This is a genomic window from Streptomyces sp. NPDC050988 (assembly GCF_044456225.1).
Classification (GTDB): Bacteria; Actinomycetota; Actinomycetes; order Streptomycetales; family Streptomycetaceae; genus Streptomyces.
Genome location: NZ_JBITFQ010000036.1, coordinates 88,567 through 108,780, shown reverse-complemented (window position 1 = coordinate 108,780; position 20,214 = coordinate 88,567). Strand labels below are relative to the sequence as shown.

The 20,214-nt window shown below is 68.1% G+C and carries 18 protein-coding genes and 3 pseudogenes; 10 read left to right on the top strand and 11 right to left on the bottom strand.

Annotated elements, in window-relative coordinates:
• The first annotated feature begins 179 nt into the window (after positions 1 to 179).
• From ACIBEI_RS43050 to ACIBEI_RS43040, 3 genes and pseudogenes are all read left to right on the top strand, one after another.
• Complete coding sequence (locus tag ACIBEI_RS43050; RefSeq protein ID WP_398896392.1) at positions 180 to 1,106, top strand: hypothetical protein; 927 nt, start codon at positions 180 to 182, stop codon at positions 1,104 to 1,106.
• Positions 1,070 to 1,345 carry a hypothetical protein gene (locus ACIBEI_RS43045; RefSeq protein WP_398896391.1) on the top strand — a complete coding sequence of 92 codons (276 nt, stop codon included), beginning with the start codon at positions 1,070 to 1,072 and terminating at the stop codon, positions 1,343 to 1,345. The genes ACIBEI_RS43050 and ACIBEI_RS43045 overlap by 37 nt, the downstream gene beginning before the upstream one ends.
• Before the next feature lie 716 nt (positions 1,346 to 2,061).
• Positions 2,062 to 2,349: pseudogene (locus tag ACIBEI_RS43040) on the top strand (reverse transcriptase N-terminal domain-containing protein); the annotation flags it as partial.
• Between the two features lie 415 nt (positions 2,350 to 2,764).
• Here ACIBEI_RS43040 and ACIBEI_RS43035 read toward each other — a convergent pair.
• From ACIBEI_RS43035 to ACIBEI_RS43010, 6 genes and pseudogenes are all read right to left on the bottom strand, one after another.
• Entirely contained in the window at positions 2,765 to 3,058 is a 294-nt protein-coding gene (locus tag ACIBEI_RS43035) for a hypothetical protein (RefSeq protein WP_398896390.1), read from the bottom strand.
• Between the two features lie 106 nt (positions 3,059 to 3,164).
• Entirely contained in the window at positions 3,165 to 4,895 is a 1,731-nt protein-coding gene (locus tag ACIBEI_RS43030; RefSeq protein WP_398896389.1) for an ADP-ribosylglycohydrolase family protein, read from the bottom strand.
• 22 nt (positions 4,896 to 4,917) lie between these two features.
• Positions 4,918 to 5,601: a DarT ssDNA thymidine ADP-ribosyltransferase family protein gene (locus tag ACIBEI_RS43025; protein WP_398896388.1), complete on the bottom strand. Its 684-nt coding sequence runs from the start codon at positions 5,599 to 5,601 to the stop codon at positions 4,918 to 4,920.
• Positions 5,598 to 7,004 carry a 3'-5' exonuclease gene (locus tag ACIBEI_RS43020; RefSeq protein ID WP_398896387.1) on the bottom strand — a complete coding sequence of 469 codons (1,407 nt, stop codon included), beginning with the start codon at positions 7,002 to 7,004 and terminating at the stop codon, positions 5,598 to 5,600. The genes ACIBEI_RS43025 and ACIBEI_RS43020 overlap by 4 nt, the downstream gene beginning before the upstream one ends.
• A gap of 491 nt (positions 7,005 to 7,495) precedes the next feature.
• Positions 7,496 to 7,580, bottom strand: a pseudogene (locus tag ACIBEI_RS43015) (IS5/IS1182 family transposase); the annotation flags it as partial.
• Positions 7,581 to 7,593: 13 nt separating this feature from the next.
• A complete protein-coding gene (locus ACIBEI_RS43010; protein WP_398896386.1) occupies positions 7,594 to 8,043 on the bottom strand; it encodes a hypothetical protein in 450 nt (149 codons plus the stop codon).
• Between the two features lie 107 nt (positions 8,044 to 8,150).
• Between ACIBEI_RS43010 and ACIBEI_RS43005 the strand changes: the two genes are divergently transcribed.
• The gene (locus ACIBEI_RS43005; RefSeq protein WP_398896385.1) at positions 8,151 to 8,774 is read left to right on the top strand and encodes a hypothetical protein; all 624 of its coding nucleotides are present in this window, start codon (positions 8,151 to 8,153) and stop codon (positions 8,772 to 8,774) included.
• A 641-nt stretch (positions 8,775 to 9,415) separates the two neighbouring features.
• Here the strand turns inward: ACIBEI_RS43005 and ACIBEI_RS43000 are convergent.
• The 5 genes and pseudogenes from ACIBEI_RS43000 to ACIBEI_RS42980 form a co-directional block, all read right to left on the bottom strand.
• Entirely contained in the window at positions 9,416 to 10,873 is a 1,458-nt protein-coding gene (locus tag ACIBEI_RS43000) for a UvrD-helicase domain-containing protein (protein WP_398896383.1), read from the bottom strand.
• A gap of 75 nt (positions 10,874 to 10,948) precedes the next feature.
• Complete coding sequence (locus tag ACIBEI_RS42995; RefSeq protein WP_398896382.1) at positions 10,949 to 11,434, bottom strand: hypothetical protein; 486 nt, start codon at positions 11,432 to 11,434, stop codon at positions 10,949 to 10,951.
• Positions 11,434 to 12,150, bottom strand: a pseudogene (locus ACIBEI_RS42990) (DUF6083 domain-containing protein); the annotation flags it as partial. The pseudogene ACIBEI_RS42990 and the gene ACIBEI_RS42995, both read right to left, overlap by 1 nt.
• A gap of 12 nt (positions 12,151 to 12,162) precedes the next feature.
• Positions 12,163 to 12,321, bottom strand: a complete 159-nt coding sequence (locus ACIBEI_RS42985; RefSeq protein WP_398896380.1) for a DUF6083 domain-containing protein — start codon at positions 12,319 to 12,321, stop codon at positions 12,163 to 12,165.
• 159 nt (positions 12,322 to 12,480) lie between these two features.
• Positions 12,481 to 12,744 (bottom strand): helix-turn-helix transcriptional regulator, encoded by a 264-nt coding sequence (locus ACIBEI_RS42980; RefSeq protein ID WP_398896379.1) that lies wholly within the window; start codon positions 12,742 to 12,744, stop codon positions 12,481 to 12,483.
• A 698-nt stretch (positions 12,745 to 13,442) separates the two neighbouring features.
• On the opposite strand from ACIBEI_RS42980, the gene ACIBEI_RS42975 reads away from it, so the two are divergent.
• The 6 genes from ACIBEI_RS42975 (at position 13,443) to ACIBEI_RS42950 (ending at position 19,859) form a co-directional block, all read left to right on the top strand.
• On the top strand, positions 13,443 to 14,027 hold the full coding sequence (locus ACIBEI_RS42975; RefSeq protein WP_398896378.1) for a hypothetical protein: 585 nt from the start codon (positions 13,443 to 13,445) through the stop codon (positions 14,025 to 14,027).
• A 326-nt stretch (positions 14,028 to 14,353) separates the two neighbouring features.
• On the top strand, positions 14,354 to 16,054 hold the full coding sequence (locus ACIBEI_RS42970; protein ID WP_398896377.1) for an ATP-dependent nuclease: 1,701 nt from the start codon (positions 14,354 to 14,356) through the stop codon (positions 16,052 to 16,054).
• Positions 15,975 to 16,280 carry a hypothetical protein gene (locus tag ACIBEI_RS42965; protein ID WP_398896376.1) on the top strand — a complete coding sequence of 102 codons (306 nt, stop codon included), beginning with the start codon at positions 15,975 to 15,977 and terminating at the stop codon, positions 16,278 to 16,280. Before ACIBEI_RS42970 ends, ACIBEI_RS42965 begins: the two co-directional genes overlap by 80 nt.
• A 3-nt stretch (positions 16,281 to 16,283) precedes the next feature.
• Positions 16,284 to 18,476, top strand: coding sequence for a UvrD-helicase domain-containing protein (locus tag ACIBEI_RS42960; RefSeq protein WP_398896375.1), 2,193 nt, complete (start codon positions 16,284 to 16,286; stop codon positions 18,474 to 18,476).
• Between the two features lie 394 nt (positions 18,477 to 18,870).
• Positions 18,871 to 19,161, top strand: a complete 291-nt coding sequence (locus tag ACIBEI_RS42955) for a hypothetical protein (RefSeq protein ID WP_398896373.1) — start codon at positions 18,871 to 18,873, stop codon at positions 19,159 to 19,161.
• Positions 19,158 to 19,859, top strand: coding sequence for a restriction endonuclease (locus ACIBEI_RS42950; protein ID WP_234525418.1), 702 nt, complete (start codon positions 19,158 to 19,160; stop codon positions 19,857 to 19,859). Before ACIBEI_RS42955 ends, ACIBEI_RS42950 begins: the two co-directional genes overlap by 4 nt.
• Positions 19,860 to 20,214: the final 355 nt, after the last annotated feature.

Here is a 20,214-nt window from a genome sequence, read left to right as displayed (position 1 = left end):
CTGCGACACAACGCCCGCAACACGGACCGCCCGCTCGCCCTACTCGGGCTCAAGTGATCACAAAACGGACGCCCGCCGACTACGCCGAAGCCCTGCCGGAATGGGGCCCTTACACTCGCGAGATGTTCTCAGGACCACGGGCAATCCGGCGCGGTGCCGGAACGGGTCTACTGCGCCGCATGGTGGTGGCAGTGGCCGTGCTGCTGGTCGTGACCGGTTGCGACAGCGGAGGCAGGGACGATACCAAGCCGCGCTCGGCACGCTGGCAGCTCGACTACGTAACCACCATGTCTCGTGAAACGAACGTGATCGACATCGCTGCTGCTTCCCGGGACGAAGGCTGGGCCCTGGGCCGGGACATACGGGAAGACGGCCCCGGCGAATACTTCCTGATGCACCGCCACGGCACCACCTGGAAACGTGCCGAGACGCCGCTGCGGCCCGAGAAGGGGACGGAGTTCGACAACACCAACACCCACCTGGACGCCTCAAGCCCCGACAACGTGTGGCTGTTTGCCAGTCAGATCGGGTATGGCGGCTTCGAGTCCGTGGGGACGCCGAGGGCGGCACGCTGGGACGGCCGCAGGTGGCGTACGACGTCCGTCGACTTCAGCGTGTCGGACGTCGCCGTCCTGGCGCCCAACGACGTGTGGGCGCTGGACGCGAACCCCGCGGTCGGCCTGCGCCATTGGGACGGCGAGCACTGGGCCAACCACGACCTGCCTGGCGAGGCCGAGGCGCTGTCCGCGACCGGCCCGGACGACATCTGGGTGGTGGGCTCCCACGACGACCGGCACTTGGCGCCCTCTCCCCGCACCTGGCCCGCGACCATGCACTTCGACGGGAAGAAGTGGCGGTCGGTGCCCACGCCCGAGCTCCGCCTTCCAGGGCTGAAGCGGGACGGGGACGCGTCGCTGTTAGACGTCGTCGCCGTTTCCCGGGACGACGCCTGGACGGACGACGCCGAGATACACGAGATGGCGTTCGCCCTGCACTGGGACGGCAAGCGCTGGCGGAAGGCCCCGAAGGCCATCGACACCGCGCTGCGCAGCACCCCGATCTCGGGACGTTGGGGACCCGGGACGGCGCGGGCGGGTTCGTCCTGAGCGGCGGGCTCCACCACACCGCGGACGGCACACTGCACGCGATCAAGAAGCCGAAGCCGGTCGCTGGCCGCTCCGGGAAGATCACCAAGGCTGACCAGCGGCAGCGCTTCCACGTGAACGACCTCGAACTCGTGCCCGGCACCCACGAGATCTGGGCCTCCGGCGACGTGAGCGTCGAGCTCAACGGCGACGCGACCTTCCTGCGCGGCGTCATCGCCTCCTACTCCACCGGCGGCTGACTCCGAGAGCCGACCCTCCCTCCAGGCAACGCCACCAATCTCATGAGAGTGCGACACGAGGTCGCACCGGAGAAGTAAGGACAGCCAGATGAAGGAGAGATAGGTGGCTGGACTTCGAGCCAGTATCCAGGCTCGTCCCCGCGCTCACATGCGTCGCTGGCAACGGCGGGGTGTGGAGCTGAGCGTTCAAGCCCAAGGGTGCCTCGGCCATCGAGGAGCCACAGGTGAGGGGAAGGCTGGACGGGCGAACGCAAGTGAACCCTTGGTGATGCCCCGTGAGATTGAGGCTGCGCGATGGCACGTAGGCGGCGGTCGCAGGACCCGCGTGTTGGAAGGCACGAAGCGACCCCTGGGGATCTCATCCCAGGGGGCGGATACCGCTGGTCCCGGGGTGAAGAGGGCGCCCTCCCCAGCCGCATCTTCCTGGTGCGGAACGTGGAAACCCCGTCGGGGTCCAGGCCACGGCCTGGTAAGCCGACCGTGAGGAGAGCTGAACTCCCCGGCGGGAGAAGGATGACCCAAGAAGCGAAGGCCGGCGAGCCGAAAGGCCAGAGGAAACTGGGGGGTCGGGGCCTTCACCCGTTCCCGAATAACTCGCCGGATACGGGCCCTGGTGGCCCGGCCCGAAAGGGTGCCCACGTGGGTCAGGTGAGCCTTTGAAGGCTCCGACGCAAGGACAACGGAACCAAGGGACAAGTTGGACACCGGAGGCGTAGATGCAGGACACGGCTATCGCCGGACCCCGCACAGCTGCGGTGAACGGACCCGAGGGCGAGATCACCGACTGGCGCAGTATCGACTGGGCCAGGTGCGAGGAGAACGTACGGCGTCTGAGGCAGAGGATCTTTAAAGCGATGCAGGAAGGGGACCTGAAGAAGGTCCGCAACTTGCAGAAGCTCATGCTGCGCAGCCGCAGCAACACGCTGATCAGCGTGAAGCGAGTGACGCAGCAGAGCAGTGGTCGCAAGACCGCTGGCATCGATGGGCAGCGAGCCCTCACCCCCGAGGTGACAGTCTGCGGGGAAATGTCAGCTGGGCATCGTCATCTGAATGTCAGTGGTACAGCCTCGGTGACCTGGTAGTTGGCACTGACGGATGGTGCTCAGCTGTTGCTGACATGGGTGACGAAAGGCCAGGTCATTCTCACGCCGACTGCTATAGCGGGTGCGGGTTTGTGCTGGTCAGAGGTGTTGAGCCTTGGGGGAGCGTAGCGGGTTCGCTGGCCATGGCGGTCCTGTCGTGCACGCCGCCAGGGTTACGGTCCCTGCGCCTGGCCGCAGTTGGGGTCACTTGTGGGGCCTGAACCGAGACGCGAGGCGCCAGCCCGGGACAGCAAGTCCGCGATGATCTGGACGCGCTGCGGCATGCAGATGTTGGCGAACCACTTCATGGGCCAACTCGAGGAGGTCTGCCTGTGGTTCACCCCCCTGGCGTTCTGTCGGTGTCCTCGGCGGCGGAGTGGCGGACCCGGTCGAAGTCGGGGCGGATGACGCGCATGGGGTTGTTCAGATCGCCCAGTATGGTGGTCATCTGCTGAGCCTCGTTGGCGGAGCATTCCTGCCGGGTGCGCCAGTGCTCGACGATGCGGCCGCCCTCGGGCAGCCAGCGTTCCGTCGTGATGACGCAGTGCAGGCGCAGCCTGTCGAGTACCTGCAGGGCAGCGGCTGCCATCGGGGTGGGGGATGGCTTGGGCAGGTTCTCGGCCACGCACATGAAGCCATGCTGGTGTTCTGCAGCGCCCTGAGCTGGCCCGCGAGGTCGTGCGACGGCATCTCAATCCCGAGCGCCGATGGCAGGGACACGTGGACGGAGTGTCACGTCAGTCGGGCCGCTCGGAAGCCGGGCGGTGTCCTGGCCGGTTGAGGGTGACGGTGAGCCAGGGGTCCACGAGCACCAGGAAGTTGGTGTTCCTGTTGTCCACCGAGCCCGGCAAAACGTGCTCCTGGGCGCGTTGCCAGATCTCCTGCGGACGCTCGGACGTCAGGCGCAGCTGTGCGCGTGGCGCTGAGGCCGGAGGAGGAACAGGGGAGGCGTCCTCGGCGATGACGAGGTTGCCGTAGGCGACCCAGGTTTGCCCATAACGGTCTGGGTGAAGGCCGAAGACCAGGTCCAGGACCTGCCGCACACGCTGGACGTCGGTCACTGCGAGATAGGCACCCTGGAGTTGTGCGCTAGGCGGATCCGGATGCGTGGCTTGCGGGGGCGTGGCACGGTGCACGGAATGCAGGAGGTGCAGCCGTTGCCCGTCGTCGGTGAGCAGTAGAGCCTGGCGTGCTTTCCATTGCCCTGCACTTACTTCTTCGTCGTCTTTGACCTGGGCGGTGCGCTGGTAGGGCATGGGGATGACGCTTCCCGGTACGGCGTCGGCCAGTTGGTCGTTGAACTCGGCCAGCGCCGCGCGGGCCTGCTGTGGTGAGGGTGGCTGCAGACGAGGTGGCAAGGACGGCACCAGGAGGTCCTGTGCGAGAGCTACCAGCAAGGGTCGGTCTTGAATGTTGCGTCCATTGGAGCCCAGCCATTCTTGTCCCAGTGCTGCTCCCAGCAGGCTGCCCGTCATGGATGCAAGAGTGTCGGTGTCCGCACCCTCCAGACGGGCGGCGGAGGTGAGGGCGTGCTCCGGGCTGGCGGCTGAGCGGGCGGCGAGGTAGGCGGCTGCGACGGCGCACAGGGTCCCGGAACCGCGGGACTTGCCCGTGAGGCCCTGAGACTTCAGGAAGACGCTCGGTGCGCTGACAGCGCCGCCCCTGAGTTCCTTGTGCGCGAGTGCGAGGAGCTCCTCGACTTCGCGGCCGGTGGTCAGCCACAGCCGGTCGAAGGGGTGCTCAAGTGTGTGCGAAGCGCGGTTCTTCCACTCGTCCGCCAGGGACTCGAAGATCGGCTTTTGCCACTGCGCGGCGTTGTCCAGGAGAGCCTCGATCAGCCATCCGTAGGACAAGGGGGCGGGCTGGCGCATGCTCAGCCACAAGGCGTGGGCGTGGACGATGGCACCGAGGAGTGCTCGAGGATGGCCATGCGTGGTGGCGGCGTCGCGGACAACGTCGATGGCGAGGTCGTCGAACCGGGCGTCCGCGTGATGGCGGATGACGTGCGGCGCTACCCGCATCGCGGCACCGTTGGCGCCGGCGTCGAAGTACTTGCGCACGTCGCTGCCAGCGACCGTCCACGGGGAACGTCCCTGGGACCAGGCTTTGCAAGCACGTTTAACGCTGGCACCCGCGCCGCGTTCGTAGGACGGTAGGAGAGGCCATTCGACTCGTTGTAGCCAGGTGAGCCATTCGTCGCCAGCGGTGAGCAGGGCTCGCCCGACCGCGATGATCATCTGGGTGTCGTCGCTGTAGTCACCGGCCTTGACCACCTCGGTGAACGGCCGAAACCGGTTGCCCGCCATGCGTTCCCAGGCGACGAACTGATTGGGACCGCTGTCCGCCGGCAGGCGGCGGGTGCGGTCTCGGCGCTCGTACGGCCAGCCCAGGGCATCGCCGACCGCGGCAGCCAGCACCATGCCGACGGCACGATCAAGCCAGGGATGCGGCTGCGGTTCACGGTTCACGGGGTCACTCTGCCAGAGTCGGTCAGGGGATGAAGGGGAGCTCCGCGGGGCGGTGTCCGGCCCGCACGGTCTGGCTCAGCAGATACTTGTCGAACAGGGCGGGAGCGATGATCAGCGGCGGTAACACCGTGCCCATGTCGAGGTGTTGAGTGAGCCGGTAGCGTTCAAGCTCGGCCTGCGCAGCGTCCTTCACGACGACGCCGTGCACGTGGCTGAGCGGAATCGGGCCGGGGAGCAGGACCTCGGCCTGGTCGTCGGTGGGCCACCAGTCGGGATGCCGGGCGGTGCGGGTCCGCCTAGCGTTCCCGGAAACGGTGGCTTGGAACAGAGCAGCGAAGGCGGCAAAACCGCTGCTGATGCCGCCTCCTAGGCCTCGAGCAGCGTTGTAGGGGCAGAATTTCGCTCCCGGCAAGGCAAGCAGCGCAGGATCCAGGAGCAGAACGACCCAATCCTTGAAGTGCGGATCCTCGGCTCTGGCCCGGTCCAGGTACCACGTATTGGGGTACTCGACGCTGCAGTTGATGTGGTCCGGGTATCCGTCCAAACGGGCCAGGTCTGTAGGCCTGAACCCTTCAGTGCCCGCCCGCAGGGTCACCGCATCGCGTATCTCGCCGGTGGCCAGGATGTGGGCCAGATTCGCGGACTTGGTGAAGTGACACAGCCGCGTGATCCCACGGCGCTGTGCTTCGGCCCAGATCTCGATCATGACGCGAGCCTGAGAAAGAGATCTGACGCTTCGTCGGGTAGCAGAGGCGTCAACGCGCCCGAGCGCAAGATGATCAATCCGGTGCGGGCACGAGTCACCGCCACATACAGCTGGCGCGCCTCGCGCGCTTTGGCCTCCTCCAGCCCGTGCGACTCAACCTCGGAGGCCTTGGGCAGTTCATCCGCGTCACACAGCGGCAGGATGACCGAGTCGAACTCCAGGCCTTTGGCCGCCGAGTAGGTGCCGTAGTACACGCCTGGACCTGGCGGCCACACCGTCAAGTCCCGGTGCAGCCTGCTGATGCGGTGCCGCGGATCCAGGTGACGCACCAGCTCGTTCTCGTGCCCGCGGGTGCGCATGAGAACAGCGACCTGCTGGTCTGCTGCCAACCCGTTGGCGAACTCCGCTGCGCGGCGGATCTGTTCCACCTTGCTGGCGGCTGTGACGATCGTGGGCTGAGGGCCGTCAGCGGTTGGAGCCTTAGGCTGGACCAGGTCGACCTCGTCACGGAAGTGCGGCATGTCAGAGATGGCCTGGGCAAGTTGGGCGATCTGGCGGCTGTTGCGGTAGTTCTGCTCGAACTCGACCTGCCGGGTCACCCTCAGGCCCAGGGAGCGCCACGACATTCGGCTGCCGTAAATCTGCTGGGCGTAGTCCCCGAAGAACGACAACGTTCCGTCGGCAGGTATCGCTGCGGCCAAAGAGCGGATCATCTCGGGGGTGAAGTCCTGCCCTTCGTCCACCACGACGTGTTTGTAGCGGCGAGCGGTGGCATCCGCTGCGAGCGCCGCCAGGACGACGGAGGCCAGATCATCCCAGTCCTGGCCGTACCCGGCCTGGGTGCGTAACTCGATGTACCGGCGGTAGACGTCGTAGACCACCGCCCTGTCCGCGGGGGCCAAGGCCGTCCCCCTGCCGATCCGGCGTGCACCGTTGACGTAAGCGTCTTCACCAGTGACGCCGTGACCAGCCATCCAGTGCAGTTCGTCCATGAAGAAGCCCAGCGGTCGGCTGGCCACCGCTCGGCGACTGGTGTTGCGGACCTCGGACAGTGCCTTGTCGACCAGGGACTGCTTGCTGGCGCAGATGGAGACGTGCTGCCCGGCCGCATATTTGAGGTAGCCCCGGGCGAACAGATGGTAGTTCTCCACGGTCAAATGCGGGCCGGAGGCGCCGATGGCCCGCAGGTACGTGACCAGCGCCCGGTTGAAGGTGACCAGCAGCGTCCGGCCTCCGATCCCCGGTGCCTCGGACAGATAGCGGGCACGGTGTACCGCCATGGTCGTCTTGCCGCTGCCTGCGGTTCCCAGGACCACCAGATGGCCTTGAGCCGTCAGATACACCACTTCACGCTGCTGGCCTTGCGGCTCTGGAAGCGCCCCCATCGCGTCAGTATGGCGCACGAAGTGCACCTGTGCCCGATGTCGGGGGAATCTCGCTGCCATCTGCACGCATCCGACCACTCGCGCAGTTCGCTGCTACCGCATCCCAGGAAGCCCCGGGCGCCGTTCGGGCGAGGGACGGCAGGCCGTGCGGGACCGTGGGTATGGCTTCTGTGCGGTGAAGGCAATGCCACCCAGTAGGCCAACCCAGTTACGCAGCGTCTTCGGATTCCTCTCTGCAGTCCGCAGCGACTGGTCCGGTTCGGCGCGCAGGTGCTGTGCCGCACTCCCCGAACCCTCGACGACCGCCGACAAGCAGCCGCCCCCCAGCACCCCTTGATCCGGCACCCATGTCTGAGTGCCCGTGAACAAACTGATACTTTCGGTGCTTGGGGGTGGTCGGGGGGCGTGCCAGGCGGCGGACATGAGCATGATCATCGGCCACTTGGCCATCCCCTCGTGGTGCTGGGGTAATCGCTCGTAGTCGCGCACGCAGCACCGGCGCTGGCAGATCCACGACAGTGTTCGCTCCACGCACCAGCGGCGCGGCAGGACGACGAAGCCCTTGGCGTCGTCGCTGCGCTTGACGATCTCCAGGACGATCTGGAGTTCACGCCACGTGCAGGTGCCGATTTCGGCGCGGGGGCTCCTCGTCCTTCGTGGCGGGCGGTTCCGGCACGGCCTGGAGGGGGCCCGTCTCGGCGGTGTCCTCGGGCTTGCGGTTCAACTTCGACCTGAGGCCGTTGAGCTTGCTCTTGATGTGCGGCGCGGCCTTCACGGCGACGGCACCGAGCGCGGCGGCGGCGACGGTGGCGGCGACGCCGATCACCACGCCGTTCGCGACGCCTTCCTGGCGGCCTTCTTCCCTCGCCTCAGCCCTGATCTCGTCGAGTTCGGCGTCGGCCGAGTAGAGCACGGCGTGTCCAGCGAGCACATTAGCGGCGTCCCGCAGGAGGGCGCTGATCCCCCCGGGACTGCTCGAATCCGAGAGGCTCGTCCCAGCCGGGCGTTCCACCACGAACACGTCTCGGATGGTCCCGGTCTCTTCGTCATAGGCCATGGGAGCACTGTAGGGGGCATCGCCTTTGCCGGGACGGGGTATCCGGCAGGTGACTCTTGGCCGAGGTGCTCTTCTGCCGGCGGCGCTGCCGCACCACAATCTCGGACATGCGAGAAGAGGACCTCTACACCGAGCAGTACTTCGGCGACGAGCAGCAATCCGTCGCCGATGCGCCGCAGTGGGAGCAGCAGGCGTTGCCGACGACGAGGCTGAACGTGCAGTACAGGAACCCTTACCTGGACTCCATGACGGCGAAGGTACTGCTGGGCGACTACTTCGACACCGGGCGTCTGCCGCCCGCGGAGGTCGTCGCGGCGGTACGGCACCAGTCGTGGAGGGACCTGGAGTACAAGGGGGGTTCGCTCAACGTCGTCGGTGACCGGCTGTACGTCCTGTTCTTCCGGTCCATGTGCTCGAAGCTGTCGTACGTCAAGGTCGGCCGGACGAAGAAGGAGGACAAAGCGCAGGTCCGGAAGCGGATCATGGCGCATGAGGGCGAGGCCAAGATCGCCCAGGCGGTCCTTTTCGACGCGTGGATCTCCCGTCCCTGCGTGTCGGCCGTCGTGTGGGAGAGGGGCGTCAAGGCACACTTGAGTGCTGTGGCGGAGGAGGACATCATTCCGGTCGAGCAGGTGAAGGCGGAGTACTTCCGTGGCATCGCCTTCGGCGCTGCTATCCGGGTGGCCCGGATGCAGGAAGACCGCAGCGGGGTTGTCTTCCTCGCACCGTGATGTCCGGTCCGGGGCGTCGTCCTGCGCTGCGTGTCCGACGGCTGCGGGGGCCAGGGGTCTCTTGCGGTCGCCGCGCGCAGCGCGTCCTCTTCACGTTCCACGGCCTGCGGATTGCGTCCGACAGCCGGGGAGTGTGGAAGGGATGCAGCGCGGTCGGGCGGTGCGGGCCCCGTAGGGGCCTTGACAGCAGAAACAGAACTAGTCATCGAACCTGAATCAAGATCGGCCAGATGTCGCTACTGACCGTTCCGATCCTCCCCGAGGGCCCTGAAGCTCCGCCCGCCTGAACCGTCAGCAAGCCGACGAGGTTGGATGCCTCCATGGTGAGACGAAAGCGGGAGAAGAAGAGACGACCTCCCTTCGGCATGCCGAAGGGCATCGTCCTGCTCACGACGCCAGAAGGCTGGCGTCACAGTGTCCTCACCGCGGAAGGGGGATGCTCTGCGGGCATCTCGCCGACGTTCCGGTCACCGCTGACCCAGCCGAGGCACGGGCCGCCGCGGCGACCATGGTGATGGGACTCGCACACGACTTCCACAAAGTACGCGTCAACGTGACCTGGGATCCGCCCCGGGAACCCGGGTCCTGGACCGCTCAGGTCACCATGGCCTCGACCTCGCTTAAACAACAAGCTGAGTCACTCAGCGCGGTGGGTGGGAGTTGATCCATGAGAGGCCGCCGAGGTCGAGGCGCTGTCGGGCGCGGGTGACGGCGACGTAGGCGAGGCGGGCGTCGGTGTCGCTGACGGGTTCCGGGATGGGGCGTCCTTGGGCGTCGTGCTGGTCAGTGTCCTTGGGCGGCGGGAAGTCGTTGCCGATCTGGACGGTGGGCCATTCGCGGCCTTTGGCGGTGTGGGCGGTGGAGACGGTCACGTCGGCGTGGGTCTCGTCGGTGAGCTGGTCGACGGCGGCGATGATGGCGTCGGGGCCGTGGGTGTCGACGAGGTCGACGAAGGGCTGCAGGTCACGACCGGCGGGATCGTGGGCGGCGTAGTCCTGCAACTCGCCCCAGGAGGGGAAGAGCACGAGTTCGGGGTGGGAGGTGCGGCGGCCGTCCTTGAGTTCGCGGGCGGCGAGGGCGAGCGCGGCCAGCTGCTGCCCGCCGCGGGTGAGGGCGACGCGGTGGCCGGCGGTGAGCAGGCGCATGACTTCGGCCATGGCGCCGATGTTGGTGCGGCACAGCACCGCGTCCGGCCGGGTGAGGCCCCCGACTTCGGTAGCAATGGCGTCGGTGCCGGTCAGGCGGATAGGTGCGTCGGCGAGCGTGAGCCACCGGTTGGCCTCTTCGGCGATCAGGGGGCCGAAGCGGAAGGAGCGGGTCAGGGTGAGGGCGGTGGCGTCGAAGCCGGTCATCACGTCCCGGGCCCCGCGCCAGCCGTAGATGGCCTGGGCGGAGTCGCCGACCATGACGAGCTGGGCGTGGCGGCGCTGGGCGGCGAAGACCTCCTCAAGGACCGGGTTGGTGTCCTGGGCTTCGTCGAGGAAGAGGAAGTCGGCTTCGATGGTCGGCTCGGTCAGGGCCCACATTTTCAGGTAGTGGTCGTGTTCGAAGCGGACCACACCTGTCTCGGGGTGGTGCAGGTCGGCCCAGGCCTTGGCTGCGAACGGCAGCACTTCATGCGCGAGTTGGGTGTGCTCGTCGGAGGTCGTCAGGCCGCGCAGGTGCGGTACGTGGTGGCGGGTCAGGGTGCGGTCGGCGGAGTAGCAGTAACGGGTCACGGTGCGCAGCACGGTGTGGGAGAGCGTCCGGGGGCTGATTTCGTGATCGCCGATGCGGACCGGGCGAGTGATGCCGAGTGCCCGGCCGGTCTTCCAGGCCGGCTGGCGGGGGCTGTTGAGCCGGCTCGCATAGCGGTGGCCGACGGCGGCGTAGGCCGTGGCGTGGGCGGTCTTGCACACCACCGTGCGGGGGAAGCGGGTGGCGGCATCGCGCGCGATGTCCTTGTTGAAGGCGAGGTAGCGGCCGCTGCTGAGGGTGCTGGCGGCAAGCAGGCTGAGCGTGCTGGTCTTTCCCGTCCCGGCGCCGGCCTGCAGGACGAGATGGTGGCCGGCCCGGAAGGCGTCGACGGCGTGGGCCTGTTCGTCGGTGGGCGTGTGCAACAAGGGCTCCGCGAAAGATTGAAGAGGATCAGGAGGGCCTGCAGCCGCCGCGTCGGCGGCGGTGTAGGAGAGGAGTTATGGCGCTGTGCGAGCGGGATGGTGCTGGTGGCGGTGCAGGAGGACGGCCACACAGGCCAGGACGTCTTGGGGGGTGTGCTGGGTGAGCAGACTCTCGAGGCGAACCTCTAGGCGCCGGGCGCGTTCGTGATCGTCCCGGGCAAGGGCCGCGGTCACCCGCCGCCGGAGCAGGTCCTGGGGGCGTTGCCCCAGGACTGCCGCAGCCTGGTGCAGGGCCCTGTCGGCGGTGTGGTCCAGGGCGACGTTGAGCAGGACCTGGCCGTGCCGGTCGGGGTAGTGCGCGGTCAGGACGTCGATCGGCAGGCGCGTGCCCAGCCGGCGCCGCAGCGCATGCAGGGCACTGGCGGGACTGCGTGCGCTGTAGACCGTCATCAGCCGCGTGCGGTCCGCACTCGCGGCCAGGGACACGCCGCAGTGTGCATGCCGGAGTTCGCCGGGAGTGACAGGCCTGGTCAGGGCGATCTCGGCGGCGTGGTGCGGCATCACGGCCGGGCCGCCTGCCGTGCACTGCCTGCAGTCCTGGGGCGTCGGACGGGGGTGGGCAGGCGGGTGTGGATGTGTTCGTGGTGGTGCAGCGGGTCGAAGGGCTCCCAGCCGGCCACCGCCAGGTCGGCGGCCGTGGGCGTGGCGGCATGCTGCGGGCAGCGCTGGGCGCGCCAGCGCAGTTGCTCGGCGTAGGGGACGCCGGTGAGGTCGTAGAGGGCCATGACCTCGGCGGGCAGGGCCAGTTGGCCGCCCGTCGCGGTGGCGGGGACCAGTCGCCAGGTGCCGGCCGGGGCGTCGCAGGCAAGGAGCGGGCTGGTGCAGCGGTGGCGGCGCCGGGTCTGGGCGACACACTGGATTTCATCCACCGGCCGGGAGGCGAGGTAGCGGACATACAACAGCTGCACGATGGGCCGGGCCGGGCGGCAGACGGGCGGCCGGGGCGCAGAGCTGTCCGTCAAGGCCGGAGGAGGAGTGAAGACCCCGGCGTCGATCATGCGGCGGGTGTGCACGGCCAGCGACCGGCGCAGCCCGGCCAGTTCAGGGGGAGCCGGTGCCGTGTCGCGGGCGGGACAGAGGACGGCGTGCGGCAGACGGCACCAGCTGCTGCCGTCCCCGGCCGGGTGGGCGATTCCGGAGCTGACGTGCCAGCGGCAGGCGGCGGGCACCCGGGTGGCCGGCAGTTCCTGCGGATGGAGACGGACCGGCCGGCGGTCGCTGCGGTGGTATCACTCGATCCGGTTGCCGCAGTCGCGGCACCGGTCGCTCTGTCCGCAGCGCAGCAGCCGGCTGGCGCCGTGGGGGGTGATCTGCAGGGAACGGCGCGCGCGGTGGGCGAGGACGGGACTGCGGTCCCAGTGGCGGGAGGCGGGAGGTGTGGAGCGCATGCGCGTGAACCTGCCAGCCAACACGCCGCATCCGCGGCAGCGGTGGGGCCGGATCGCCCGCTCAGCCGCACATGGTGCAACTGGAGTGCGAACGGACGGTCGCGCGTTCGATGCGGTCTCGCCGGTTTGGGTGATCCGGGGCGGCCGCCCGGACGGGGGTCAGTCCCCGTTCGGCCCCGGCAGGTCGTGCCCGCTGCACAGCGTGCTGAAGAGTTCGTCGAACGGGGTGCCCAGAGCGTGGGCGAGGGCGTGCCAGGTCTTCAGCGTGCCGATGGTGCGGCCCTGCTCGATCTCGATGACGGTGCGTCTGGCCAGGCCGCTGCGGGCGGCAAGCTCGTCATAGGTCCACCTGCGCGCGGCCCGCAGACGCGCGAGTTCCAACCGCAGCGCGTCGAGGTCCGGATCGGGCGGCAAGATCGTCACCCGTCCATCCGACGGTGCAGACCCCTGCCCTGTCAGTGCAGACCTCTGCCCTAATTTCGCAGGTGGTGACGCCAGCGAAAGGGCAGACCTCTGCACTACGGTGGGCCGCCGCCCCAGCCCCGACGGGACCGGCGTGCACGCAACAGGAGGAACACGCGCCCATGAGGCTGCGCACAACATGCCCGGCGACGCCACGTGCCTGGACCGTGGAACTGCGCTCGCACCCCAGCGGGCTCGTCCTCGTATGCCAGCAATGCCCCCACGGCAGTGGACCGGTCACCGCGGCCTCCGCCCGCTCAGCCGCCCTCGCCCACCTCGCACGACACGCACGCGGCGACCTCCTCCCACCCCACCTGCGCACCTGCCAATGCCACGAACGCGGCTGCCGCTGGCATCCCCGCCACCGGGGCTGCGCCGGCCCGATCCGCCTCCTACTCGCCTGCGAACGCGGCGGACGAGTCTGGCGGCTCGCCGACGCCTGCAGTACCTGCGCCGCAGCCACGGCACACGCCGCCGTCGTCCCCGACACGGCCCTCGCCCGCGCACCGCATCCCGCAACCACCCGGCGCCGCAGACGACAGCCCAAGGGCCCGGGCGCCCGGATCCGAGTCCGCGAAACGCTCAGCTACCTCGCCGCCGCCCTCCCCGAAAGCACCCCGGCCGCAGCGCGCCTGCTCGCACTGCAGTGCGCGCTACGCATGAACACCACCATGCGTGTGCGGCTGCCCAAAGGCATGCTGCGCAGCCTCCGCCTCGACAACCCAGACCCGTGGCGCGACCTGGAACACGCACGATGGCTACGGATCGGCGCAGGAAGAGCCGCCAACGAGGTCGTCGCCGAACTGCTCGACGCAGCACTGCTCAGCCAGGCCCCTGCGGGCCCCGACCGAACGCAGGCCGCAGACTGGGCACTACGCGCCACCACGGCCTCGACAGCCGGGGCAACGGTCGGCCCACAGCTGCAACTGGCAAGCCTCTACCTCACAGCGAACGCCGACCCGGATACCGGCACTGGCCTGGCCGAACCCGGCCAGATGGCACGCGCCTGCGGAACCCATCCCGCGCGCCTGCCCAACACCCTTGATCAACTGACCGTGACGGGTCTGCTCAGCTCCTGGTACACCTGCCCGAACTGGGGAGACCTGCACTGGACTCTGGCGTACCCAGGGGGAGATCGGCAGCCGGCCCCCTCGAAAGATCCCGAACACCCTGCGGATCGGGCACAGAATCGAACGATCACCCGGCCCTGCGCCCTACAACGACGAGCGCCGTCAACCTGCTGAGACCGCCGATGGGTTGACGGCTGGCAGTGCGACCCTCGCCCTGTCGGCAAGTGCGGCAGTAGACCCGCCAGGAATGGACAGGAGGCGTCGCTCAGAAGCAGTCCGGCCACGTGGTCGCTTTGATCGAACAGGGACGTGGTTCGGGTGGGTGGGTGATTGGCGGCCGCGCACATCGCGCGCGGGTTTCTGTCTGGCTGAGGCGTGTGCGGCAAGTGACACAGTTCTGAAACTGTGGACATAGAGTGAAGGAAAGGTGCTTATGATGCGTCAAAGCCGTCTGTCCGACAAGGGGTTGGGAGATGAAGGCGGCTTGGAGCGCCTGCGTCATGCCGGACGTGGGAACGCAGGAACCATCGGGGGGCCGCTTCGTGTATCTGGCATGCCTGTCTGCCGAAAACTTCCGGATCTTCGGTCCCGCTCCCAAGCAGGGTGGTGATACAGACACCCGCCTTCGGATGGGCTTCGGCCCCGCCACCAACGTCCTGGTCGGCGAGAACGGCAGCGGGAAGACTGCGGTCATCGATGCCATCCGCCTGTGTCTGCAGACCACGGCGGGGGACTACTACCGGATCACTGCCGACGACTTCCACATCCGCAACGGCCACCGTGCCGACAGCTTCACCCTCACCTGTGGGTTCAAAGACCTCACGCCGCAAGAGCAGGCCGTTTTCCTTGAACTGCTGACCACCGAAGAGGACGGCAGAAGCTCCCTGTACGTCACCGTGCGGGCCCAGCTGATCGACCCCCTGCACTCAAGCAGGGTCTCTCTCGTCACCCGCACCGGCCCCGACGGCCAGGGTCCCACCCTCGACGGCACTGCCCGAGAACTGCTCAAAGCCACCTACCTGCGCCCGTTGCGGGACGCTGAAGCGGAGCTGCGTTCTGGCCGTGGCTCGCGCCTGGCGCAGATCCTCGCCGGCTATCCCACCATCAAGGACCAGGGGACAAGCGACTTCGACCCGGTCGAAGACACCGCCACGACCCTGGTCGGCATCCTGCAGCGCACCGAGCACCACCTCAGCGAGAACAAGGCCATCATCGCGGCCCGCGACGACATCAACGCCAGCTACCTGCAGAAGTTCGCCATCGGCTCCGACGTCCTGCGCGGTGAGATCGGCGTCTCCGGTGACGCCACCCTGGCCCGTGCCCTGGAGTGTCTGGAACTGCGTCTGTTCGCAGGCTCCAAGGAGTGGACCCGGCACGGACTCGGCTACAGCAACGCGCTGTTCATGGCCGCCGAACTGCTCCTGCTGAATAACAGCGAACTCGCCCCGCTGCTGCTCATCGAGGAGCCCGAGGCCCATCTCCACCCGCAACTGCAGACCCGCATCATGGACCTGCTGCGCGAACGCGCCGGAGAAGCCAGCGACAAGCCGGCCCTGCCGGTACAGGTCATCTGCACCACCCACAGTCCCAACCTCGCCTCCGCCACACCGGTGGAACAGCTCACGCTTGTCTCGCGTGGTGCGACCTTCAGCCTGGCCCCAGGGCAGACCCGGTTGCACCCCAATGACTACGCATTCCTTTCCCGCTTCCTCGACGTCACCAAGGCCAACCTGTTCTTCGCCCGCGGCGTCGCCATTGTGGAGGGTGACGCTGAGGCCATCTTCTTGCCGGCCCTCGCCAAGGCGGTGGACCGCTCGTTAAGCGATTGCGGCGTGAGCATCGTCAACGTCGGCAGCGTGGGTCTGTTCCGCTACAGCCGCATCTTCCAGCGTGACGGCGCGCAGATACCCGTCACCGTGGCGTGCATCCGTGACCGCGACCTGGTACCCGCAGGCACCCCCCCAGGACATGCGTGGAAAGCTGAAGTGCTCGGCCGAGATGAGCGCCGAGCAGATCGAGAAGCATGTGACAAGGCTGACGGCCGAGGACAGCGGCAATGTCCGCACCTTCGCCTCCGACCACTGGACCCTCGAGTACGACCTGGCCGCAGCCTCCTGGACCATGGCCACCCTCATGCACCAGGCCGTCCGCTCCGCCGTCGCCTCCAAGAACAAGTGGCCCACCGCGGAAAGGCTCGCTGAACTCGACGGTGAGGCCCAGCTCGAGGTGCAGCAGTGGAAGGACAGCGGCACATCCCTGGCCGACGCCGCGGTGGACATTTACAAACCCCTGCGCCTGGACGAGGCCAGCAAGACCATTGCCGCCCAACACGCCGCCCGACTGCTGCAGTCCACCCCGGTCACAGACGAGGAACTGCCCCCTTACCTGGTGGCCGCGTTCAACCACCTGTGCACCCCGGCGGCCTGACCTATGACTCTTCCCTTCGCCCCTGACACCTTCGCCAAGGACAAGGCCGAGGCCCTGGCCGCACAGCGCGGACTTGAACTCACCCACCCGCAGCAATGGGACTTCCTGCAGAGCGCCGAGTCACTCGATCTGCAAGCTGCTCCCGGGTCGGGCAAGACCAGCCTCATCGGCCTCAAACTCACCCTTCTCGCCCAAGGATGGTCCTCAGCGACCCGCGGAATCTGCGTCCTGTCCCACACCAACACGGCCAAGGACGAGATCACCCACCGCCTCTCCGACTCCCCAGCCGGACGCCGCTTGCTGGGATTCCCTCACTTCATCGGAACCATCCAGTCCTTCACCAACACCTTCCTCGCCCTGCCCGCCCTGCGTTCCCGCGGCATCGACATCCAGACCGTCGACGACGCCGCCTACGAACATGCCGCCCTGCGTCTGCTGGACAACCACCGTGGCTACTTCAAGCTGAAGGCATACACCGAACGCCGCCGTGACGGGCGGGACCTTGTCGCTGGCGCCCACTACATATGTGACGCCGGCGAACTCACCGTCACAGGACCAACCGGGACCCTGCCCTTCAAGAGCACCAGCCCCAGTGGACAGCAACTGATCCGCCTCAAAAACGACCTCGCCGACCAAGGCCTGTTCCGCTACAGCGACATGTTCGCCATCGCCGAGCACCATCTCCTGCACCACCCCGACATCGCCCAGGCCGCCGCGCACCGCTTCCCGTTCGTCCTGCTCGACGAGATGCAGGACACTAGCGACCTGCAGCAGCACCTCCTGGACCAGGTCTTCGGCAAGGTCGGCACCGTCGTACAGCGAGCCGGTGACGTCAACCAGGGCATCTTCACCGACCGCACCCAGGCGCCGTTGCTGCCCTCGGCCTTTCCTCACTCCTCCGCGGCCCAGCTCCCTGTCAGCCGCCGCTTCGGCACCCAGATCGCCGACCTGGCCAGCCGGCTGACCGTCCAGCGCCGACAGACCATCGACGGTGCCGGCCCCCAGGGCACCATCGCTCTGCTCCTCTTCGACGATGACTGCGTACCCGGCGTCATCCCCGCCTTTGAGCGCCTGACCCGAGAGACTGTCCCCGACCACCTGCTGGCCACAGCACCACCACGCATCCTGGCCTCACGGCTGGTCCCCGGAAAGGCCGAAGCCTTCCCCCAGTCGATGACCTGCTACCTGCCCACCTTCACCTCGCACACTGCTGCACAACCCGCCCTCGAGCTGATCACCACCGTCCGCGCAGCGCGCGCCCTGCTGGCCACCGGTGACCGGCGCACCGCAACGGTCCAGACCTGGGACGCTGTGCGCAGAGCGTTCCGGCAGGGCTCCGGCAACGCCCTGCCCGCGATCCAGCACATCGAACGCCGTGCCGACTCGGCAGGCCTGCAGATGCGCGTACTGCTACACGACCTGCTCAGTGCGGACACAGACGACCCGGCGCAGTGGAACGCTCTGATGGGGCGCCTGCGAGGGGTGTGGCCGCAGCTTGCCGACCTTTCGCCGCTCACCGCGCCCCGCATCGACGACCTCCTGCGCCACATTCCGCCGCTCGTTCCCCGAAGCGAAGCGGTTGTGGAGGAGGCGGCTCCGATGATGTCGGTGGCCACTTCCATACAGCGGGCCAAGGGCGAGACGCACGCGGCCACCCTCATCCTGGAGTGCCTCGACAGCCGCGGCCGTAAGTACGACGTCCACGAGACACTCGCACTGGTGGCCCAGTCGAAAGATGTGGCCGACGCCCCGATCACCGTGCGCAAAGCGGCTCAGTTGCTCTTCGTGGGAGCGACTCGCCCCACGCATCTGCTGGCCTTCGCTGCGCACCCGCATCGCACCACATATCGAGGCACTACAGGCCCGGGGGTGGCTGGTGCGGAGCGTGGCCCCTGGGCGGTGAGGTTCCAATCGCCCGAGCGGGCAGCGCAGTTCCCCGTTCATGGCCGGACCTGTTGCCAGGGCATGAACGGCGACGGCGCGCCAGACCTCGCGCCCCTCCGCTTGCCCGCCGTCGAACGGGACCCGAACGGCAGTCACTTCACTGCCACGGCGTGCGCTGCGTGCGTGGCGGTGGCACCGCGGAGATGGTGCTGGCCCGCCGCTTTCCCCCGTAGCGGCGGGCCACCCTTTTGTTCAGGGCGCGAGGGCGACCTCAGTGGGACGCGCTGGGCGCGCACGGAGCAGGCCTGCTGAGCGGCCCGCTCCAGGGTCGATCCCCAGACCCCGGGCAGCTGACTCTCATTTTTCGCCACTTGGGCGCTGTGCCCGAAATGGCCGGATCGCCCTCCGCTTGCTCGGTCACTGACCGGCCTGCAGCCGGGATTCTGCCCTGCCATGACGTTCGGCATGGTCCGACTGCCCTGGTGAATCCGCCTTCCGCGACCCTGCGGCGTGTACCCCAGTGCACTCGGCATCCCGACGCGGGGCTCGGACAGTAGGGACCCGCCAGCAGGGCATCCCGTTCGGCCTGTCTTGAACTGGCCGTGGAACCAGCAGAGTTGAGCCACTCAGGTTGATCGACTGTCAGTGGCGGCCGCCAGCATGGCAGAGATCGCGGGGAACTTACGAGCCCTTGGGGGAGGACCACATGCCAATTGTCCGGCCGTACGTGCGCTCCGACGGAACGCCAGTACGCGGGCACACCCGGTGGGCGCCGGGTGCGCGGCGGGAGATGACCGTCTTCGCCGTCTTCTGCCTGGCAGTACTCGGCTTCGGCAACACCTCGACCGCGGACGGAACGGACAGCCAGTCGCCCACGCCCTCGGTGACTTACCCGATCCGCTTCGACCACACCACCAACGACGCTCCACGGGTGGCTGTCCCGCACCCGACAGTGTCGTACCCGATCGACCTCTCTGCCCTGGGAGGTGGGCGATGACCCGGCGCCCGCCCGCCAGGCGACGGACCACCCGGCGCCCCAGCCGCCGGCGCAGCAGGCAGGACGCACCGATCACCGTCCTGGCCGTGGTCGCTGTGGCAGCGGTCGGCCTGGTGGTGATGGTGGTCAACTGGCTGCTCGCGCACTGGTGGCTGCTGCTCGTTGGGGCCGTCTTCGCTGTCCTGGCCGGCATCGGGTGGTGGCAGCAGCGGACCCAGCGTGTGCAGTGGGAGCAGGCGCGGGCGCGTGCCCTGCGCTATGGGCTGGCCCAGCTGGATGCGCTCTCCCACCGGCAGTTCGAATACGCCGTCCGCGACCTGATGAACCGGGATGGCTGCGCCGACGCTGTCCAGGTCGGCGGGCAGGGCGATCTGGGGGCCGACGTGAAGGCGACCGACCCGCAGGGTCGGCGCTGGGTGATCCAGTGCAAGCACCGCCGGCACGGTGAGCGGGGCGCCGCGGTGGGCACCCCGGATCTGCAGGTCCTCAATGGGACGGGCCGCCCGGTCCACAAGGCGGATGTCGTGGTGATGGTGACCAACGGCAGGATCTCCCGGCCCGGTCGCGTCTTTGCCCGGCAGCAGCGGTTGCACCTCGTCGACCGCCAACTGCTCGGTTCCTGGGCCGCGGGATCGCGGCCGCTGTGGGAACTGCTGCCCGCGCTTCCTCCGCCCCGGAAACCCTCCCAGCTCTCCTGAGTCCCCCCGCTCCTGCAAAGATCGCAAGAAGATGTGCGGCCGGCTTCCGCCCGAAGCACTTCGGGAAGCCGACCGTCCGTTTCTCGGACTCACCGGACGGGTTCAGGTGAGGCCGGGTTGTGGAAGTCGCGGCGTGCGAGGGTGTGATGCTCTTCCGGTGGGCCAGCGGGCGGTGGAACCCGATTCCATCTACAGGATGTCGTGACGCTCTCGGCGACTGGGCGGAGGTGCTTATGACAGCCAGGCGCAGCCGCCTCTGTGCGGGTGGTGGAGGGATTCCGCGGGCACGTGAACGCAGCGTGGTGGTGCATCCACGTAGGCACGTATGCGGGCAGCGCCCTGGCAGTCCGTTGTG

What these genes read in the sequence shown, in the direction of transcription:
- ACIBEI_RS43050 (WP_398896392.1), top strand. Translation starts at nt 180, where the DNA reads ATGGTGGTGGCAGTGGCCGTGCTGCTGGTCGTGACCGGTTGCGACAGC.
- ACIBEI_RS43035 (WP_398896390.1), bottom strand. Translation starts at nt 3,058, where the DNA reads ATGTGCGTGGCCGAGAACCTGCCCAAGCCATCCCCCACCCCGATGGCA.
- ACIBEI_RS43025 (WP_398896388.1), bottom strand. Translation starts at nt 5,601, where the DNA reads ATGATCGAGATCTGGGCCGAAGCACAGCGCCGTGGGATCACGCGGCTG.
- ACIBEI_RS43010 (WP_398896386.1), bottom strand. Translation starts at nt 8,043, where the DNA reads ATGGCCTATGACGAAGAGACCGGGACCATCCGAGACGTGTTCGTGGTG.
- ACIBEI_RS43005 (WP_398896385.1), top strand. Translation starts at nt 8,151, where the DNA reads ATGCGAGAAGAGGACCTCTACACCGAGCAGTACTTCGGCGACGAGCAG.
- ACIBEI_RS42995 (WP_398896382.1), bottom strand. Translation starts at nt 11,434, where the DNA reads ATGCCGCACCACGCCGCCGAGATCGCCCTGACCAGGCCTGTCACTCCC.
- ACIBEI_RS42985 (WP_398896380.1), bottom strand. Translation starts at nt 12,321, where the DNA reads ATGCGCTCCACACCTCCCGCCTCCCGCCACTGGGACCGCAGTCCCGTC.
- ACIBEI_RS42975 (WP_398896378.1), top strand. Translation starts at nt 13,443, where the DNA reads ATGAACACCACCATGCGTGTGCGGCTGCCCAAAGGCATGCTGCGCAGC.
- ACIBEI_RS42970 (WP_398896377.1), top strand. Translation starts at nt 14,354, where the DNA reads ATGCCGGACGTGGGAACGCAGGAACCATCGGGGGGCCGCTTCGTGTAT.
- ACIBEI_RS42965 (WP_398896376.1), top strand. Translation starts at nt 15,975, where the DNA reads ATGGCCACCCTCATGCACCAGGCCGTCCGCTCCGCCGTCGCCTCCAAG.
- ACIBEI_RS42960 (WP_398896375.1), top strand. Translation starts at nt 16,284, where the DNA reads ATGACTCTTCCCTTCGCCCCTGACACCTTCGCCAAGGACAAGGCCGAG.
- ACIBEI_RS42955 (WP_398896373.1), top strand. Translation starts at nt 18,871, where the DNA reads ATGCCAATTGTCCGGCCGTACGTGCGCTCCGACGGAACGCCAGTACGC.
- ACIBEI_RS42950 (WP_234525418.1), top strand. Translation starts at nt 19,158, where the DNA reads ATGACCCGGCGCCCGCCCGCCAGGCGACGGACCACCCGGCGCCCCAGC.